Annotated in this window: 18 protein-coding genes; 8 read left to right on the top strand and 10 right to left on the bottom strand. The window is 55.5% G+C overall.

All coding sequences use genetic code 11. The features are described from left to right. The first annotated feature begins 289 nt into the window (after window positions 1-289). Window positions 290-436 carry a hypothetical protein gene (locus Q0802_RS17680; protein ID WP_298920712.1) on the top strand — a complete coding sequence of 49 codons (147 nt, stop codon included), beginning with the start codon at window positions 290-292 and terminating at the stop codon, window positions 434-436. Between the two features lie 302 nt (window positions 437-738). Further along, window positions 739-1,509 (top strand): Hint domain-containing protein, encoded by a 771-nt coding sequence (locus Q0802_RS17675; protein ID WP_298920711.1) that lies wholly within the window; start codon window positions 739-741, stop codon window positions 1,507-1,509. A gap of 10 nt (window positions 1,510-1,519) precedes the next feature. Here the strand turns inward: Q0802_RS17675 and Q0802_RS17670 are convergent, their stop codons facing one another. Next, window positions 1,520-2,020, bottom strand: a complete 501-nt coding sequence (locus Q0802_RS17670; protein WP_298920710.1) for an Lrp/AsnC family transcriptional regulator — start codon at window positions 2,018-2,020, stop codon at window positions 1,520-1,522. Between the two features lie 197 nt (window positions 2,021-2,217). Here Q0802_RS17670 and trxB point away from each other — a divergent pair, with 197 nt between their 5' ends. Together trxB and Q0802_RS17660 are read left to right on the top strand one after the other, a co-directional pair. Next, window positions 2,218-3,201 carry a thioredoxin-disulfide reductase gene (gene trxB, locus Q0802_RS17665; RefSeq protein WP_298920708.1) on the top strand — a complete coding sequence of 328 codons (984 nt, stop codon included), beginning with the start codon at window positions 2,218-2,220 and terminating at the stop codon, window positions 3,199-3,201. Between the two features lie 172 nt (window positions 3,202-3,373). Continuing rightward, complete coding sequence (locus tag Q0802_RS17660; protein ID WP_298920707.1) at window positions 3,374-4,693, top strand: cytochrome P450; 1,320 nt, start codon at window positions 3,374-3,376, stop codon at window positions 4,691-4,693. Window positions 4,694-4,735: 42 nt separating this feature from the next. Here Q0802_RS17660 and Q0802_RS17655 read toward each other — a convergent pair whose 3' ends face one another. From Q0802_RS17655 to Q0802_RS17645, 3 genes are all read right to left on the bottom strand, one after another. Then, window positions 4,736-5,617 (bottom strand): PhzF family phenazine biosynthesis protein, encoded by an 882-nt coding sequence (locus Q0802_RS17655; RefSeq protein WP_298920706.1) that lies wholly within the window; start codon window positions 5,615-5,617, stop codon window positions 4,736-4,738. 75 nt (window positions 5,618-5,692) lie between these two features. Further along, the gene (locus Q0802_RS17650) at window positions 5,693-5,917 is read right to left on the bottom strand and encodes a DUF1150 family protein (protein ID WP_298920703.1); all 225 of its coding nucleotides are present in this window, start codon (window positions 5,915-5,917) and stop codon (window positions 5,693-5,695) included. Between the two features lie 4 nt (window positions 5,918-5,921). Next, the gene (locus tag Q0802_RS17645; RefSeq protein WP_298920701.1) at window positions 5,922-6,335 is read right to left on the bottom strand and encodes an Hsp20 family protein; all 414 of its coding nucleotides are present in this window, start codon (window positions 6,333-6,335) and stop codon (window positions 5,922-5,924) included. 159 nt (window positions 6,336-6,494) lie between these two features. Between Q0802_RS17645 and Q0802_RS17640 the strand changes: the two genes are divergently transcribed. From Q0802_RS17640 to Q0802_RS17630, 3 genes are all read left to right on the top strand, one after another. Beyond that, window positions 6,495-6,719 (top strand): DUF465 domain-containing protein, encoded by a 225-nt coding sequence (locus Q0802_RS17640; protein WP_298920699.1) that lies wholly within the window; start codon window positions 6,495-6,497, stop codon window positions 6,717-6,719. Between the two features lie 91 nt (window positions 6,720-6,810). After that, entirely contained in the window at window positions 6,811-7,299 is a 489-nt protein-coding gene (gene purE / locus Q0802_RS17635) for a 5-(carboxyamino)imidazole ribonucleotide mutase (protein ID WP_298920697.1), read from the top strand. Further along, window positions 7,292-8,359: a 5-(carboxyamino)imidazole ribonucleotide synthase gene (locus Q0802_RS17630; protein ID WP_298920695.1), complete on the top strand. Its 1,068-nt coding sequence runs from the start codon at window positions 7,292-7,294 to the stop codon at window positions 8,357-8,359. Before purE ends, Q0802_RS17630 begins: the two co-directional genes overlap by 8 nt. Window positions 8,360-8,367: 8 nt before the next feature. Here Q0802_RS17630 and Q0802_RS17625 read toward each other — a convergent pair whose 3' ends face one another. After that, entirely contained in the window at window positions 8,368-9,513 is a 1,146-nt protein-coding gene (locus tag Q0802_RS17625; protein WP_298920844.1) for an alpha-D-ribose 1-methylphosphonate 5-triphosphate diphosphatase, read from the bottom strand. Further along, on the bottom strand, window positions 9,494-10,285 hold the full coding sequence (locus Q0802_RS17620; RefSeq protein WP_298920693.1) for an alpha/beta fold hydrolase: 792 nt from the start codon (window positions 10,283-10,285) through the stop codon (window positions 9,494-9,496). Before Q0802_RS17620 ends, Q0802_RS17625 begins: the two co-directional genes overlap by 20 nt. A gap of 72 nt (window positions 10,286-10,357) precedes the next feature. Between Q0802_RS17620 and Q0802_RS17615 the strand changes: the two genes are divergently transcribed. Continuing rightward, window positions 10,358-10,813, top strand: coding sequence for an NUDIX hydrolase (locus Q0802_RS17615; protein WP_298920692.1), 456 nt, complete (start codon window positions 10,358-10,360; stop codon window positions 10,811-10,813). Here the strand turns inward: Q0802_RS17615 and Q0802_RS17610 are convergent. The 4 genes from Q0802_RS17610 to Q0802_RS17595 all read right to left on the bottom strand — a co-directional run bounded on the left by Q0802_RS17610 (window position 10,779) and on the right by Q0802_RS17595 (window position 14,687). Further along, entirely contained in the window at window positions 10,779-11,627 is an 849-nt protein-coding gene (locus Q0802_RS17610) for a DMT family transporter (RefSeq protein ID WP_298920690.1), read from the bottom strand. The two genes, Q0802_RS17615 and Q0802_RS17610, sit on opposite strands and share 35 nt — an antisense overlap. 179 nt (window positions 11,628-11,806) lie before the next feature. Further along, the gene (locus Q0802_RS17605) at window positions 11,807-12,292 is read right to left on the bottom strand and encodes a response regulator (RefSeq protein ID WP_298920689.1); all 486 of its coding nucleotides are present in this window, start codon (window positions 12,290-12,292) and stop codon (window positions 11,807-11,809) included. 82 nt (window positions 12,293-12,374) lie between these two features. Next, the gene (locus Q0802_RS17600; RefSeq protein ID WP_298920687.1) at window positions 12,375-13,118 is read right to left on the bottom strand and encodes an ATP-binding protein; all 744 of its coding nucleotides are present in this window, start codon (window positions 13,116-13,118) and stop codon (window positions 12,375-12,377) included. 78 nt (window positions 13,119-13,196) lie between these two features. Continuing rightward, a complete protein-coding gene (locus tag Q0802_RS17595; RefSeq protein ID WP_298920685.1) occupies window positions 13,197-14,687 on the bottom strand; it encodes an extracellular solute-binding protein in 1,491 nt (496 codons plus the stop codon). Between the last annotated feature and the right edge of the window lie 101 nt (window positions 14,688-14,788).

Genomic DNA, 14,788 nt, shown 5'->3' with positions numbered 1-14,788 from the left:
GCAAAATGGCAGAAATGTGGCCCAATGAGCCACCAAGCCGCCCCAGTTGCCGTGGACAATCCTCCAGATCAGAGGGGATTGGCAACGCTTTATCAACTTCAATGCGCAAGAATCATAACGAAATCACGCGAAACCCAAGATTAAGGCATTTCGTCCATATTCGCGGAGAATATGAAGATCATTTTGCTAAATTTTTTGCGGTCTTGCCAAAAACCAGCCCAATTGATCGGGCAATTTGAGGGTCGAGAAGAGGCAGTTACCTAGTTACAAAAATACGCAGGATCAAATCATGAAAACCAATGCAAAATTCGTCCAATCGATCATCAAAACGGCCGCTGAAGCCGAAGTAACAATGCCATGGACACGCGGCCCCCGTAGGGCCGCGTTTGTCGCAAAACGTGACGAGGCAGAAAAGGAGCGCCGCCAGATCGGATGATCGCGCGCCCTGCAAACGAACACCAGAACACTTACACCTCCAAATGCGACTGCCCCCTGACGACGAATCGTTGGGGGGCGGTTTTTTTTAGAATATGGCGGCACGATCGGCATTTCTGGAAACAAACCTATTAATCTGAAACGATTGCCGTTGTTCAAATGCCAATAGGCCAGCCCTTTTGACAGGAAGTGCCATGAACAGCGACACTTCTTTCTCACAAACACGAAAGCACAGGATTTGTCCTTTCCGTGCTCGTCGGTGGGGGCCGATACGGGACGTGATCTGCCTGAGAAGGTGAGCGCATGACCAAGACCCACCCCGTCAACGGCCTTCAAATTGGCCCGCAGGATCAAGATTTGACGGCCGCTATCCCAAACAGGGCGATCAAACCATCATCTCTTGGCGTGCGCATGGTCGAAATCAAAGCGCTTCGCACCGATGGAAGCATCGTCGTTGGGCAACGCAAGATACCGATGCTCCCGCAGTTTGACACCGCATTTTCAGCCTTCTCGCGCGGAACTTTACTGCAAACCGAAACAGGTGTTGTGGCCGTCGAAGACCTCTGCCCCGGTGACCGCGTAATGACGGCGGAAGGCAAGGCAAGCCAAATCACCTGGATTGGCTCCGCGACTTTTTCCGGAACGGATCAAAACCAACCTCTGTCACTCACGCGCATCATGGCCGGCAGTTTCGGGGTCACGCGACCAGACAGCTTTCTCAGCCTGGGCCCGTCCGCGCGATTGCTACAGACGCCCCCACATCTGCGCGGCGATGTAGCCAGCAAATCCATGATGACACCCGCGAACACGTTCGTCGAAGGTGTAAATGTGATCGATGTAACACCGCCATCGCCGATCCGGTTGTTCCATTTGGGTCTACAGCAACATACCGCGGTAATTGCGAGTGGCCTGGAAATCGAGAGCTTTCATCCGGGCCCCCATCCGCTCCGCGCTCTTTCGCACACATTAAGAGAGGTCTATATGTCTCTCTTCCCGCACCTGTCACAGATCAATGACTTCGGTCCCATGCGATATGCGCGTGCGGCAGATTCACTTGACCAAAACGCCGCCTGAGCTTTCAGGTTCAGGCAGAGTTGCTCAAGCGCTCTTCCAGCACATCAAAGGGAACGCCGGGTTCATCTTTGGCGCCGCGGATAACCAATGATGTCTTGACGCTGGCAACATTGGGTGTCGTCAACAGTTCACCCGTCAGGAACCGCTGGAAACTGGACAGATCGGGGGCAGCGCATTTGAGGATAAAATCCACCTCTCCGTTCAGCATATGGCACTCTCGCACGAGCGGCCAAGCACGACATTTGTTTTCAAAAACCGTCAAATCGGCTTCCGCCTGACTGGCCAATCCGACCATCGCGAAGACCTGAACCTCAAAGCCAAGCTCGCGCGCATCGACATCCGCGTGATACCCTTTGATATAGCCAGCCTCTTCCAGGGTGCGCACCCGCCTCAAGCAGGGGGGGGCCGATATGCCGACACGTTTTGCCAATTCCACATTGGTCATTCGGCCGTCGGCTTGCAGTTCCGCCAAAATTTTACGATCAATCGAATCCAGACCAGTTCCAGCCATTGAGTCCCCAGATTTTTCGGTTGTTATACCACCACCCGAGTAGTGCGCAATAATGTTTCGCAAATGCGCAAGATTCTTTCCCAGCATCCAGTCCGCTGCAAGGCAGAGTTGCGGCAAACGCCGTCACGCAAGGGGTTTAAGAGCGGTCTGCGTCTCTATATATCCGGTATTGCCGGCATGATTTCTAGGGGAACCAAATGACCGATACAAGACAAACACGCGTCCTTATTATCGGGTCCGGGCCCGCAGGATATACCGCAGGGGTCTATGCCAGTCGCGCCATGCTGAACCCGATACTGGTTCAGGGGATTGAGCCCGGCGGGCAGCTGACGACAACCACCGAAGTGGAAAACTGGCCCGGCGACACCGAAGTTCAGGGGCCGGACCTCATGATCCGCATGCAGGAACATGCCAAGGCGATGGGTACGGAAATTATCGGTGACATCATCACCGACCTGGATCTTACGAAAAGACCTTTTGTCGCCCGAGGCGACAGCGGCACCACCTATGAAGCCGATGCGGTGATTCTGGCAACGGGTGCACGTGCCAAGTGGCTGGGGTTGCCTTCGGAAGAGAAGTTCAAGGGCTTTGGCGTATCGGCTTGTGCGACTTGTGACGGGTTCTTTTACCGAGGCCAGGAGATCGTCGTCATCGGAGGGGGCAATACCGCCGTTGAAGAGGCGCTGTTTTTGACCAACTTCGCATCAAAGGTCACATTGGTCCACCGGCGCGATGAGTTGCGCGCCGAAAAGATTCTGATCGACCGTCTGATGAAAAACCCAAAGATCGAGCCTCTCTGGTTTCACGAGTTGGACGAAGTTGTTGGCACAGAAAACCCCTTGGGGGTCGAAGCCGTCCGAGTGAAGCATACCAAGACAGGTGACATTACCGAAATCCCCGCAAAGGGGGTTTTCGTGGCCATTGGTCATGCGCCTTCCAACGAGCTGGTCAAAGACGTTCTTGAGACCCATATGGGCGGCTATGTAGTCACCAAACCTGACAGTACAGAAACCTCGATCCCCGGTGTTTTTGCAGCGGGTGATTTGACAGACCACAAATACAGGCAGGCTGTGACATCAGCGGGCATGGGGTGCATGGCAGCGCTCGAAGCGGAGCGTTTTCTGGCGGAACAGGAAGATGCGCAAGAGGCAGCCCCGCTTAGCTATAGCGCAGCCGAGTAAACATCTTCTGGCCGCGCGCCGCCAGAGGGCGAAGCTCGACCAGATTTCGCCGCCGTCCCGTAGCCGTTGCGTGCGTACGGTAGGTTAAGGCACCACAAACCTCGCGACAGGATAAATCATCAGGCATCCGCCCCGGGTGCATTGAAGATTTTCCTGCTCCGCGAGGTTTCTCATGCCCACCAAAGCCGCCCTGTCGCATATTCCCGGACCGCCGACACCGCCCATTGTCGGCCACACGCTCACCATCGCGCGCGACAGCTACGGCACGCAGCAGGACTACATTCAACGCTACGGGCCCGTCTACAAGACCAATATGCTGGGAGTTTGGCGGGTTAATCTCTGTGGTCCCGATGCTTTGGAAATGGTGCTGATGGATCGTGAGCGCATTTTTTCCTCTGAAGGCGGGTGGGACGCGCTCAAACGAATTTACCCCGGTGGCCTGCTGCTTCAGGATTTCGACCATCACCGACGCAATCGGCGGATCATGACAGCCGCCTTTCGCGCATCTGCCATCAAAGACTACAGACTGCGTATGACCGAAGCGATGGACAGCTTGTTGGCGGCCTGGCCCATCGGGACCCCCTTTTGCTTTTACACCGCGATCAAGGATCTCACCTTGCGCATGGGAGGGGCTGTTTTCATGGGGCTGCCGCTGGACGGTGATCTGGCCAAAGACGTCAATCGCGCCATCCGCGATGAAATCCGCGCCTCTCTCGCGGTAATCCGCCAGCCCCTGCCTTTCACCCCAATGTGGCGCGGCGTGCGCGGACGTGACTTTCTGCGGCGAACCTTCCGCGCGCTGATCCCGGAGAGGCGCGCGAATGGAGGCGATGACTTTTTTTCGCAGATGTGTCTTGCCCGGGACGAAAACGGCCAAAGCTGGAGCGAGGACGAAATTCTGGATCAGTTCAATCTGCTGATCATGGCGGCCCATGACACCACGGCGACCACGCTTTCTGTCATGATAGCAGCATTGGGAGAACACCCGGAGTGGCAGGCCAAGCTGGCACATGAGGTCGCGTCATTAGGCAAGGGCGAACTGGACGAAGATGCTCTTTCGAAAATGACCCAGACCAACAATGTCTTTCGCGAAGCGCTGCGCCTTGTCCCGCCCGTTCCGTTTATTCCGCGTCTTGCAACACGCGATTTTCACTGGAACGGCTATGACATTCCCGCGGGGACTTCGCTGGCGCTGAACCCCGGGGTGACAATGCTGTCGCCGGAGCTTTACACCAACCCCACCAAATTTGATCCTGATCGCTTTGGACCAAAACGTGTCGAGGACCGGAGCCACAAGTTTGCCTGGACGCCATTCGGCGGCGGCGCCCACAAGTGCATCGGCATGCATTTCTCGACGCTTCAGGTAAAGCTCTTCATGGCCACTTTGCTGCGAAAAAACAGAATTCATCTGCCAGGTCGTGCACCGGTCTGGCAACGCATGCCCATTCCAAAACCCAAAGGGGGTTTGCCAATCATACTGGAGCGCGTGTGAGCACTGGCAAGCCGCGTGAGGCTTCAATCTGCACAGCAAGGACTACGACACGGTCGGCAAAAACACTTGGCCAGACATCACGATGGTACCCTGCCCCGATACCTCAACACCCCTGATATCATCTCGCGAGCCCAAGATACGGACGGTGGCCATACCCGGTCGACCCATACCATGCCCTTGTTCGGCAACGAATTCCCGGTCGGGGAGCAGACCATTTGCCCATAGATAACAAGCCATTGCGCCGGTCGCAGAACCAGTGAAGGCGTCTTCTGGCGGGCTGGGCGGGGCCAGTAACAATCTGGCGAAGGTATCCCCATGCGACGTCGCACCCGACAAGGTGACCCAGAAAGGCTCCATCGCATCAACGTCTGGCGCGCCGACATGAGCCGCGTACCGCTTCATGGCGTCGGTATCGAGACGTAGCCCTGCCAGTGTCTCGACATCCCTCACGACCGTGACGCAAAAGGGCAAGCCCGTTGAAACGATCTGCGGCGTGCCCAGGATATCACCCGGTTCCAGCGCGCCAACGGGAGCCACAATCTCAGCAGGCACATGCGCGCCAAATACCGGTGCTACCTGCGTCATTGTCACCCGGCCATCTGACACATTGACCGGAATGATCCCTGCCTGAGTCTCCAGTTTCAGATCGCCATCAGCAATCAAACCGCGGGCATGCAATGCGACAACGGTGGCAACTGTGGGGTGTCCAGCAAAGGGGATTTCGCGGCTGGCCAGAAAATATCGCACGCGAAAGTCCGCAACTTCGGAAGGACCCGTAAAGGTGCATTCGACCAGAGACGTCTCGCGCACATAAGCCATGCATGTTGCGTTGGATAGCGCGGCGCCGCCATGAACCACCGCACATCCGTTGCCACCAAATATCTTGTCAGTGAATGCGTCCACCCAATCGAATTGGAAGTCCATTGTCTCTCCCGCCCATCAAAAAAGGCCGCAGGTTTCTGCGGCCTCATCCAAGGATTTCACTTCATCTGGCGCAGGTCAATGCACCGCGACGGGCGCGTAGTCATGTTGCCGGGCCAGCTGAAAGGCAAGTTTGCGGTTAGCAACCAGGGCCAACTGCTGACCATCGCTGTCGTGCACCGCATAGAGCTGATCAAGATCACCGGCCTGATCTCTAACCTCAGAGGGCAGTTCGGTCACATCTACCGCTTTGACGTAAACGATCCGATTGTCAGCCGGTGCTGTTTCAAATGGTTGTTCCATGTCTTTACCCTTTCTTGATGCTGATCGTCTGGACGACCGTTTGCGGTTTGGCGCGCGTCAAATCGACGTGTAGCAGACCATTCTCCATCACGGCTTCGCCGACATCAACGCCATCGGCCAGAACGAAACTCCGCTGGAACTGACGCGCGGCGATGCCTCGGTGCAGAAATACACGACCTTCGCTGTCATCCGCTTGGCGTCCCCGGATCACTAATTGGCGATCTTCCACCGTGATCGACAGATCACTTTCAGCAAAACCCGCCACGGCGAGGGTAATGCGATAGGAGTAGTCGGAAGTTTGTTCGATATTGAAGGGGGGGTATCCTTCATTTCCGGATTTCGCGGTGCGTTCCAGAAGCCTTTCAAGCTGTTCAAACCCCAACATATGGGGATAGGAAGCCAGAGTCATTTTCGTCATGCGACACGTCCTCATCAGCCAAGCGACAGTCAGGTTCGGGCCCCGGATCGGCAACCCGTGTTATAAATATGGGTAGCAATCGGCTTCGACGCAAGGGCTAGGCGGTAGGATGGTGAATGCTTATTATAGAAAGCAGGAAAGCAACGGAATCACGCCATCATGAATGCCCCCACCGATCTGTCGATGAAAACCGACGAAGTGCTGCGCGTCGAACTTGAAGTATTCAGACGCGAACACAGGGATCTTGATGAAGCCATCCAAGCGCTCGTGGAAAAGGGTATGGGCGATCAACTCACCCTGCAACGCCTCAAAAAACGAAAACTGCGTCTGAAGGATCTGATCGCTCAGATAGAAGATCGCCTCACACCGGACATCATTGCCTGAGCGGATTTTTCAGGCAACTTACCCGCATTGCCATAGGCCTGCGTTTGGCTATAGTGCCGCTTCCAGAATTCGGGCTGAGGGGGCCTTTCACATGACCAGACCCGCTGTGGGGATCATCATGGGCAGCCAATCCGATTGGTCCACCATGCGAGAGGCTGCCGACCTTCTCGACAGTCTGGATGTGAGCTATGAGACGCGGATTGTCTCGGCTCACCGCACACCGGACCGGTTGTGGGACTATGGAATGACCGCCGTGGAACGGGGATTGCAAGTCATCATCGCAGGAGCGGGCGGGGCCGCGCATTTGCCTGGAATGATGGCGTCAAAAACCCGCGTGCCCGTCATTGGGGTTCCGGTTCAGACCAAGGCGCTTTCCGGTGTGGACTCGCTCTATTCCATCTTGCAAATGCCACGCGGATATCCGGTTGCCACCATGGCCATCGGTGCCGCCGGTGCCACAAACGCCGGTTTGATGGCTGCAGGTATCCTGTCTTTGCAGGATGAAGCGCTGGCCAAACGCCTTGATAAGTGGCGTGCCGATTTATCCGCTTCCATTCCAGAGGCGCCATCAGATGACTGAAGCACTTTCGATCGGTGCAACCATTGGCATCCTGGGCGGAGGCCAATTGGGGCGCATGTTGTCAGTAGCCGCCGCGCGACTGGGTTTCAAAACGCATATATTCGAGCCCGGAACCAACCCGCCGGCAGCAGATGTCGCCCACAAACTGACAACCGCAGAGTATGACGATACCGCGGCTCTGACTCGATTTGCTCAGAACGTCGATGTCGTCACTTATGAATTTGAGAACATACCAACCACGGCCCTTGATGTGATCGAGGCGATTGTGCCGATCCGGCCCGGACGCGAGGCATTGCGGGTCAGTCAGGATCGCCTGATCGAAAAGACATTTCTGCAAGATCTGGGGCTTCGCGTAGCACCCTTTGCGGATGTGACCAAGGAAGCAGAACTTGAGCTTGCGGTGGGGAAAATCGGGATGCCCTCTATCCTAAAAACCCGCCGGTTTGGCTATGATGGCAAAGGGCAGGCGCGCATAAAGAACTCCAATAACATTGGACAAGCCTGGGCTGATATGGCCGGTCAACCCGCCGTTCTGGAAGGGTTCATTTCCTTTACGCATGAGGTCTCCGTCATCGCGGCCCGAAGCGCTCAGGGTGATGTCGCTTGTTTTGACCCCGGCGAAAACGTGCACCGAAACGGAATATTGCACACCACAACAGTCCCGGCCCGGTTGAGTGCCGGACAACGGACAGATGCAGTCTTGATGGCTGCGAAAATCCTGAACAGATTGGATTATGTGGGCGTTCTGGGTGTTGAGTTATTTGTTACGGCCGACGGGCTGATCGTCAATGAGATCGCTCCGAGGGTTCACAATTCCGGTCATTGGACTCAGAACGGTTGCGCTGTTGATCAGTTTGAACAACATATTCGGGCGGTCGTTGGGCTACCCTTGGGCGACGGCACCCGGCACGCTGACATTACCATGGAAAACCTCATCGGAGATGACATGGATCGGGTACCGTCCTTGCAAAAAGAGGGTAACTGCGCGCTGCACCTGTATGGTAAGGCGGAGACCAAACCGGGGCGGAAAATGGGCCATGTAAACAGAATACGCGGCTAAGATTCGCTTTACATGAACCGGTTTGCGATTTCTCCGGACATGTAGCTGAATTGCCCAGCCGCCAGCGTCGCAGCAACCCTGTAAGATTTCTCCTCCAAAATCACGATATCAGCGCGTTTTCCCGGCGACAGATCACCACGATCAGACAAGCCTAATATGTCAGCAGGACCTTGCGAGATCAGCCGCCAACAACTGGCGAAATCCCCGATACCGCTCTTTGCCAGCATCAGCGCAGCCCGTCTGGGGCTTGGGTAGTGGTAGTCTGACGCCAGTGCGTCACACAATCCCATCGAAATCAGTTCCACCGCCGAGGCATTGCCTTTATGCGATCCCCCCCGCACGACATTTGGCGCCCCAAGGATCACCGCTTCGCCGTTATAACGCGCGGCTTCCGCTGCCTCGATCGTTTCAGGAAATTCAGAAATGTCGACCCCGCGCGCATGCCAGACCTCTCGGTCGATAGGGCGGGATTCATCGTGACTGCCCATACGAACGCCCATCGCCCGAAGTTCTGCGCAAAGACGGTCCAGTGCCGGTGGCACTTCGGCGGATCGCGCGTGAAGACCGAGCATCATCGCAAAGTGCTGATCCGGATTGCGGCCAGCCTTGAGCGCCTGACCGACCATGCGGGGCGGTTGCCGTCCCTGGGACAACCGATCATGCGGCAGATGATCATTGAAGACCACGTAGTCGACACCCCAGTCGGCGATTTGTTGTGGTAGTTGCGCGTGGAGATCCAGCAGATGGGTCTCAAATCGTAGTTGGGCCTTTAGATCGGTGACCAGCGTTGGGGCCGTTTGACGGATCGCATCGAACACATTCTCCGCAAACTCCGGCCCGCGCAGCCCGCCCTCCCAGCTGACAAACTGCGCCAAAACAGCCGTTGTGATGCCGTTTGCAGCAAATTCGGCCTCCGCTGCGATCAGACCTTCGGCCATTTGCTTCATCGCGCCGCGCCGTGGGGCAAGATGACGCTCGAATCCATCTCCATGAATATCGACAATTCCCGGCAGCACCAGAAATCCGCTCAGATCGATTTTGCGCCCATCCGAGGCATCTACAATCCGACCATCCGATAGGTAAACGTCCGCGGCACGCAGGCCCTCCGGCCCGAGAACCTGCCCCCCCGTCAAATCAAGGCTTACCAATGAAATCCCCTACATCCGGGACGCAACTGCCATCCGGACAGCCCAGCTGCAACAAGACAGCATCAAACCATGTCAAAGATCGATCAAATGCGCCTGTCTTCAAAAAGGAAATCGTTTGGGCGATAACGCGCGGATTATTCATCATGAACGTATGGGTCACGGGCAATACAAGATGGTCTTTCATACCCTCGACCCTGGTTGACGCGACGGACACTTTACCATCGTCACGGCCCGGTAAAATGGACGAAAAGTAGGGGTTCAAAGACTGATCCCCCGCAATCACGCCAAGCTCAAATGTAACGGCAGGCAAGCGGCGGGGCAGATCACCGGGCTCCGTTCCCAGTTGCGCGCCCGCGGGGCCGTTGATCCAATCAAAGGCTTCGACCTCATCAAGCGCGTCAACGACCTCGCTGCCCTGATTTGGTGGGGCCAGCATAACGACCCTCCCGATCCGGTCTGGGGCAGTATCAGCAACCCACTGGCGCACCAGAATACCGCCCATCGAGTGTGTGACAAAATCAACCGACCCACGCGGTCCGCAACGCGCAACAGCGTCCGGGATGGTGCGCTCGACCAATTCCGCAACGGGTGCCTCTGTTGACGGGTATCCCGGGCGCACGACTTTGTAGCCTTCGGCCTCCAAAGCGGCCTCCATTATCGCAAACGAGAATTCGGTTCGTGCCAGGCCATGAAGCAAAACCGCACACCGCGCCTCGGCACTGGCCGCGACCAAAACAAATAGGACTGCCCCGACAATCGTGTTTACGTAGTGATCCATAGCCTTGAGATAATGCCCCTTGGCGCTTTACAACAGTCTGACGTTACGCGCTTTTACAGAAAGCAGAACAATATGCCACCAAATCCTGTTCGTCTGGCCACCAGAGCGGTAATTGTGCACAAACATCGGCTTTTGCTGGTCAACGCTTGGCCCGCTGGGCGTAGTACCTTGCTCTGTGCGCCCGGTGGCGGTGTCGAGTCGGGGGCCTCATTGCCCGACAATCTTGCCCGGGAGGTCCGGGAAGAAACGGGGCTGACCGTTCGCGTTGGCGCGCCTTGTCTGATCAATGAGTTTTATGATCCCCGCAGTAGCTTTCATCAAGTCGAGGTCTTTTTCAGATGCGCTATAGTGGGGGCAGCGACGATACCGGAAGACTGGCAAGACCCTGAAAAGATCGTCTCAGATCACATCTGGGCCAGTGAACACGAAATATCTGACCTAAACGTCAAACCCGACAGCCTGGCCATCATCGCATTCGAAAATGACCACGCGCTCAGCTACGACGCGCTTGAGCCGATTGTGCTGTGACCGCAATTGCGATCCCACCGATAACCAGCAATGTGGCAGCCGCAATCAAGGGAGTGATGACCTCCCCAAGTATCAAGGCGCCCCCGATCAACGAAATTATCGGCACGCTGAGTTGAATAACCGCCGCGGAACTTTGCTGTAGTCTTGGTAGTACAGAGTACCAGAGTGCATATCCAAGTCCCGAAGTCACCCCGCCGCACAGAATGGCCAGAGCTACGCCGGTGGCCGTTGTTCGCGCAGCCAAACCAACCAAAACGATTGCCAGAAAAGGCAAACACAACAAGAAATTTGCGGTGGTTGCGGCAAGCGGATCAGGAGAGGATCTTCCGGAAATGGTGTAAGCGGCCCATCCCAATCCTGCGATGATCATAAAAGACGCGCCAACAATGTCAGAGTGGCCGCCCGCCCCTGGCCAAAGCGCCAGAAGCAACCCGCCAAAAGCGATTGTTGCACCGGCAATTTGCCGGGGTTTTGGCGTCGCGTTGGTTAGTGCGCCATGCGCGAACATCGTAACCTGAACGACACCGAATAGGATCAACGCCCCCAGCCCGGCGTCCAGCGTCAAATACGCCAAAGAAAACCCGGCCATGTAAGCGGCCAGACTTACAGAGCCGATCAAGCGTTCACGCCGAAAAAATTGCACTTGCCCACCGCGAGCTGTCATAAGCATGCCCAAAACGATGGCTCCCGCAAGAACCCTGAGTAACGCGAAACTGCTTGGATCAATGTGACCGCCATCAATGGCAAGCCGTGTCAGGATTGAATTTGCTGCAAAAGCAATCATTGTCAGTGACGTCAGGATTATCAGGCGCATCTTTCCGCAATAGCTCTAATGTCTTCTTGCGCCAAGGCACCAAGCGTCACGGTTCAGTTATCGCGGGTTTCACATTGCTGCGCGCAATCAGATTGACGCCCTCTTATACAGCCATGCATCGCTCAGATTGACGTGCCGCTCTTCCGTGCTCACACTGACAGCAACGAGGAGCGATCTTGCTACATGTGGCGCGATGGTTCCCCTGACTGATTGCGTTGAACCAGCAGATCGTATTTGGCGCCAAATAATGCGTCGAACATAATCGGCTCCAAATAATCACTGCATAATTCGTCTTTTGGCACTACACCTTGGCAACCGACCTCCCGTGCGGCGGCTTCAAGACCTGGTTCAACTTGTCCCGTGATCATCAACTTCGCAGCATCCAGACCGCTCCGGCTCCTTCGAATGGCAGCAAGGGCGTCAAGGCCATTCCCGACCGGAAGCCTATGGTCGATCAAGAACAGGTCGTAACTTTCCGTGCGCAGGGCTGCTTCAAATTGAGAGAGGTTGGCAACTTCTTCCAAATCGAGCAGCAAACTTGTTTCGGACAATGATCGCCGCAAGCGAGCTCTGTCAAAGGCGCAATCATCAAGTATCAAGGTCCTGACGGACGCACGTGACGCAGCGAATGCCGCAACGGTTGAGAACTGGGTGTCAATGTACATAGGCATTCTGCCTTTGATATCTGTTTGAATAAAGGCCAACCACTTACATGAATCCGTCGACCAAGATTTTTGTTAGGGATACTCAGGGGCTGCCAACTGCCAATCGGACTTCAATCGTGGTCCCACGCCCCTCTTGGTTTTCCGAGATTGAGATACGACCATCGTAGAGCTGTGCGATTTTCCGAGCGATCGCGAGCCCCATGCCACTGCCCTCCACCTCGTCGCGCGGACGTAAAGTCGTCATCGCCCCCAAAACGCGTTCGTGGTAGCCCGCTGGAATGCCGGGCCCATTGTCCCGCACGGATAAAACAACATCTTCACGGTCGCGGTAACTCGACACCACAATTTTGCCCAAGCTGCGATCATGATGTTTAACAGCGTTAGAGATCAGCGCCGTCATGAGTGTCATGATATCTCTCTCTCCGATCGTCACCACTTCGCAATCCAAGGCGCGGACGACCGTGAAACCCGATGGCATCGGAATTTCCTCTAGAACCTCCGATAACGCGGCATCGATATTCACGTCTTCGACATTCTGCATCCGCCCCACACGCGAAAATGTCAGCAAGTCGACAAGCATTCTGTCCAACCGGCCCGTGTGCTTGTTCATCAACTCAATGCTTTCCGCAACGGATCCATCTATCTTTACACCTGCCTCGGTAAGATCTTCGGCAATCCACTGAGGAAGCTCAATCAACGCTCGGACGGAATTTCTCACGTCGTGGCTGATCAAATAGATGAAATCTTCAAATTCCTTGGAAGTTTCGAGCGAAGTTTCCGCAGCGGATGAAGATTGGGATGCGCGCAATGTGGCATTTGTGTTCATGTGAGCTTCGTCCTCGGTTTTGACGTCAATTGGCAACTTAGCAGCCCGCACTGAACACACCATTAACAGCAGCGCGTGTTAGCTAGGTTGGACGTCGCGCAGATGACGGGCGACCTCGGTAGGATACTTGGCCCTGAGTTCTTGCCAGCGACGAATTTGTTCTGATCGGCCGGCGCGACTGGTGATCATTTCCCACAGCTGCGAGGTCCTTACAAGGGCCTCACTTGGCGTCGTTTCGCCACGAAGCGCATCCGCAAGCGCTTCTTCAAGCACACGAAAATACTCCGGCTGATTCATCAAGAACAGATCAGGCATCGCACCTCTCAAGCTGGATTTATGCACTTTCAGAAACGCATCCGAATAGACATCCCTTATGACTGGGTCCTCATAGTGTTCCGGTCGGATCGGGTCAAAGAAACCCCCTGCTTCTCGCACCGCTCGTGTCGACATCTCGGGCGTGGATGCAAAAAGCGAGAACAGATAGGCGACTTCCGGTCTGGACGAGGCACGGCTGACGACATAGCTCCACCCCCAATTGAAAAATGGGATAGGCACCGGTTTCCCGCCTGCTCCGATTTCTCCCCCTGGTGTAGGCCCGTAACAGAGCTTTCCGCGCAATGCCGAACCTTGTGCGTTGTAGAACTTCTGCGCACCTCCCCAACCAATATTACAGTAGGTTTTTCCCTGCGAGAAAAGCTCCCAATTCGCCGTAAAACGCACCTTTTTCGCGTCAGGGTGCAAGTAAGCGCTCGACCGGATCATATCTTCGAGTGCCGCTATGCCCGCCGGGGCGTCAATTTGAGGCTCCATCTGTTCAGAGAAGGGCCACATGCCATAACCATGGAACCTGGACCACCATTCCCAAGCCAGATACCCCTGACTACGCAGTAACAAACCGCCCCACAAATCCTGATCCGGTCGGTGAAACCAAGCCATCTGTTGGTCCAGCTCCGCCCAGGTCTTGGGAACTGCCAATTCCATTCCATAGGCATCCTGAAACGCAGCTCTTTCATTAGGGTTTTCAATAAGTTCTTTAAGATAAAACATGAGGTAGACATCGCCATCCGCCTGGAAACCATAGAGCTTGTCGTCAAAGCGATCGCCAATGTCATATAAAATCCCTCTCCTGAAATCGGCAGGTTCATAGATTTCGGCAAAATCGTTCAAAGGCTGGATCACGTCTGACGCCACGAGGTCAGGCAGTCCGTAGGTTGCAGGCAAAGCAACATCAAAGCGTCGTTCCTCGGCCATTACCTCCAGAGCGATCTGTGTGTTGAGCTTCTCGGCCGGAACCCCGCGGAGCTTGACCTTCACTTTTGTCATCTCGGTAAACGCAGATGCAATTGGCGCAAGGTTTTGCTCTGATCCGTTTGGAAACAGCACTTCCAATTGCCCCGGAACCCCCCCTACAAGGCCACGCACCCACTCCGCCACGTCCACGTAAAGAGGTTTGGACGCCGTCGCTCGCGCCAATTGCGGGACCATGGAGGTAGCCCCCAACGCGAGCGCTGACCGCATCAATGTTCGGCGGCACATCCGTGGAGCAGCAACAGGCAGGCGATAGGGCATGAGAAACTCCGCAATTGAATTTGCTCATCCTATTGGGGTTTGGCTTAAGATGGGTTTAAGTCTTGCTGTGGTAGCGATTGACGATGAAAGTTTCACAAGCT

This window comes from uncultured Roseobacter sp. (assembly GCF_947495275.1).
In the GTDB taxonomy this organism is placed as follows: domain Bacteria; phylum Pseudomonadota; class Alphaproteobacteria; order Rhodobacterales; family Rhodobacteraceae; genus Roseobacter.
Note: the sequence above shows the minus strand (reverse complement) of the source record. Positions and strands in the feature narration are given on the sequence as shown.

Bases quoted from the DNA above. Each gene is read 5' to 3' on its own strand.
- Q0802_RS17615 (WP_298920692.1), top strand. From the start codon at position 10,358: ATGCCACCAAATCCTGTTCGTCTGGCCACCAGAGCGGTAATTGTGCAC.
- Q0802_RS17655 (WP_298920706.1), bottom strand. From the start codon at position 5,617: ATGGACTTCCAATTCGATTGGGTGGACGCATTCACTGACAAGATATTT.
- purE (WP_298920697.1), top strand. From the start codon at position 6,811: ATGACCAGACCCGCTGTGGGGATCATCATGGGCAGCCAATCCGATTGG.
- Q0802_RS17660 (WP_298920707.1), top strand. From the start codon at position 3,374: ATGCCCACCAAAGCCGCCCTGTCGCATATTCCCGGACCGCCGACACCG.
- Q0802_RS17650 (WP_298920703.1), bottom strand. From the start codon at position 5,917: ATGGAACAACCATTTGAAACAGCACCGGCTGACAATCGGATCGTTTAC.
- Q0802_RS17620 (WP_298920693.1), bottom strand. From the start codon at position 10,285: ATGGATCACTACGTAAACACGATTGTCGGGGCAGTCCTATTTGTTTTG.
- Q0802_RS17680 (WP_298920712.1), top strand. From the start codon at position 290: ATGAAAACCAATGCAAAATTCGTCCAATCGATCATCAAAACGGCCGCT.
- Q0802_RS17640 (WP_298920699.1), top strand. From the start codon at position 6,495: ATGAATGCCCCCACCGATCTGTCGATGAAAACCGACGAAGTGCTGCGC.
- Q0802_RS17630 (WP_298920695.1), top strand. From the start codon at position 7,292: ATGACTGAAGCACTTTCGATCGGTGCAACCATTGGCATCCTGGGCGGA.
- Q0802_RS17675 (WP_298920711.1), top strand. From the start codon at position 739: ATGACCAAGACCCACCCCGTCAACGGCCTTCAAATTGGCCCGCAGGAT.
- Q0802_RS17610 (WP_298920690.1), bottom strand. From the start codon at position 11,627: ATGCGCCTGATAATCCTGACGTCACTGACAATGATTGCTTTTGCAGCA.
- Q0802_RS17600 (WP_298920687.1), bottom strand. From the start codon at position 13,118: ATGAACACAAATGCCACATTGCGCGCATCCCAATCTTCATCCGCTGCG.
- Q0802_RS17670 (WP_298920710.1), bottom strand. From the start codon at position 2,020: ATGGCTGGAACTGGTCTGGATTCGATTGATCGTAAAATTTTGGCGGAA.
- Q0802_RS17645 (WP_298920701.1), bottom strand. From the start codon at position 6,335: ATGACGAAAATGACTCTGGCTTCCTATCCCCATATGTTGGGGTTTGAA.
- Q0802_RS17595 (WP_298920685.1), bottom strand. From the start codon at position 14,687: ATGCCCTATCGCCTGCCTGTTGCTGCTCCACGGATGTGCCGCCGAACA.
- Q0802_RS17605 (WP_298920689.1), bottom strand. From the start codon at position 12,292: ATGTACATTGACACCCAGTTCTCAACCGTTGCGGCATTCGCTGCGTCA.
- trxB (WP_298920708.1), top strand. From the start codon at position 2,218: ATGACCGATACAAGACAAACACGCGTCCTTATTATCGGGTCCGGGCCC.